This is a genomic window from Bradyrhizobium sp. WSM2793 (assembly GCF_000379585.1).
GTDB lineage: Bacteria > Pseudomonadota > Alphaproteobacteria > Rhizobiales > Xanthobacteraceae > Bradyrhizobium.
Window position 1 is genome coordinate 1 of record NZ_KB902843.1, and the last position, 1,573, is coordinate 1,573.

Here is a 1,573-nt window from a genome sequence, read left to right on the forward strand (position 1 = left end):
CCATCACTGCGACATCGTCGAGACCGGCAACGACAGCTGGCGATTCAAAAGCCGAGACGACGATCATATCACCCGCGCTCGTCTCGCCTCCGCTACGTGAGACGATCAAACACATTATGGAAGGCGGCGAATGCGTCCAGTTAGACGGGCGAAGTCCGGCTTCTAAGTCCGCAGCATTTTGGGCCGGATCGCGCCCATCCCGGATCTGGCCCTCAGTCACTCAGGAATATCTCCGCTAATCTCAGACAAGCCGACCTTCATTTTGCGGTGAATCGTCGATTGTGCCTTTGTTGTTAGAGGTATCGTTTTCGATCACTAATCGTTTCCGGAGTTGGTCGATAGCCCGCTGAAAAACGGCCGGATCATCCATTGCCCGAGAAAGAACAATGGCTCCTTGAATAGCAAGAACGGCCTCCTCCGCGAGGATGCGCGACTGATCGGCGTCACGGCCCTGCCGAATAAGCGCTGACTGCAATGCGTCCACCCAAGCTACGAAATAACCTCGGATGGCCTGCGCGAAGAGGTCACGCGTATTGGCAACTGCTAAAGCACCGACGAGGCACACGCGCCTGCCGGACCTGAAATATTGGTCCGTCGAGTCAAGCATTGCACCGATGGCGCCATTAGCATCGCTCTTGTTACGCAGCGGGGAATATACGGCATCCTCGAACCATTGGCCGATTTCGCCGAGAACAGCCTGCACCATCTCTTCCTTTCCGTTCGGGAAGAAGTGGTAGAGGCTGCCCTTGCCAAGACCGGTAGCCTTGCCAATCAAGGCAAGGCTTGCGCCTTCGTAGCCATGTTCGCGGAAAACTTCGGCCAACGGGGCTATGGCGTCGGCTCTTTCAGCGACCATGCGGGCCATGATTAGAGGCCCAAATCGCTGAGGCTGGGGTGATCATCCGGCCGACGACCAAGAGGCCAGTGGAACAAACGATCGCTTTCAGCAATGGGCATTTCATTGATGCTCGAGTGCCTGTGCGCCATCAGACCGTCCTCTGCAAATTCCCAGTTCTCGTTACCATAAGCGCGGTACCAGCGGCCGCCATCGTCGCGATATTCATACGCGTAGCGCACCGCGATGCGGTTACCGGTGAAAGCCCAAAGCTCCTTGATCAGGCGGTATTCATGCTCCTTGTTCCACTTGCGTGTCAGAAGTGCCTGAGCTTCGTCGCGATTGCTCGTGAACTCGACGCGGTTCCGCCAGCGGGTGTCGAGCGTATAGGCCTGAGCGACTTTGGCCGCGTCTCGGGTGTTCCAGCCGTCTTCGGCCAGCCGAACCTTCTCGATAGCGGTTTCGCGGGTGAAAGGAGGGAGTGGGGGACGTGACATCTTCAGTTCCTTGTCAGTTGAGGTGGTTGTACCGATCGGTAATAACTTTACCGATCGGTACAATCGCGGATGATTGTGTCGTTGTCAAGTGGCATTTCCGTCTGGCTGTTTGAGATCGATTTGGAGCGGCGCGTGGTAGCCTCGCCGGCGGCGGCTTCATCGCCCAACAACGCAACGTCGTCCTGGTCGGCGGCACCGGCACAGGCAAAACCCACCTGGCCATTGCCATCGGCAGAAGCTG

The 1,573-nt window shown here is 57.3% G+C and carries 2 protein-coding genes and 2 pseudogenes; 2 read left to right on the plus strand and 2 right to left on the minus strand.

Features of this window, described 5'->3' with window-relative positions; genetic code table 11:
* Window positions 1-94 (plus strand): annotated as a pseudogene (locus A3AS_RS49735) (IS21-like element helper ATPase IstB); the annotation flags it as partial.
* Between the two features lie 147 nt (window positions 95-241).
* Here A3AS_RS49735 and A3AS_RS0140790 read toward each other — a convergent pair.
* Together A3AS_RS0140790 and A3AS_RS0140795 are read right to left on the minus strand one after the other, a co-directional pair.
* Window positions 242-865 (minus strand): TetR/AcrR family transcriptional regulator, encoded by a 624-nt coding sequence (locus A3AS_RS0140790; protein WP_018323175.1) that lies wholly within the window; start codon window positions 863-865, stop codon window positions 242-244.
* 2 nt (window positions 866-867) lie between these two features.
* Window positions 868-1,332 carry a DUF1348 family protein gene (locus tag A3AS_RS0140795; protein ID WP_018323176.1) on the minus strand — a complete coding sequence of 155 codons (465 nt, stop codon included), beginning with the start codon at window positions 1,330-1,332 and terminating at the stop codon, window positions 868-870.
* Between the two features lie 140 nt (window positions 1,333-1,472).
* Here A3AS_RS0140795 and A3AS_RS46330 point away from each other — a divergent pair.
* Window positions 1,473-1,573: pseudogene (locus A3AS_RS46330) on the plus strand (ATP-binding protein); the annotation flags it as partial.

Bases quoted from the DNA above. Each gene is read 5' to 3' on its own strand.
- A3AS_RS0140790 (WP_018323175.1), bottom strand. From the start codon at position 865: ATGGCCCGCATGGTCGCTGAAAGAGCCGACGCCATAGCCCCGTTGGCC.
- A3AS_RS0140795 (WP_018323176.1), bottom strand. From the start codon at position 1,332: ATGTCACGTCCCCCACTCCCTCCTTTCACCCGCGAAACCGCTATCGAG.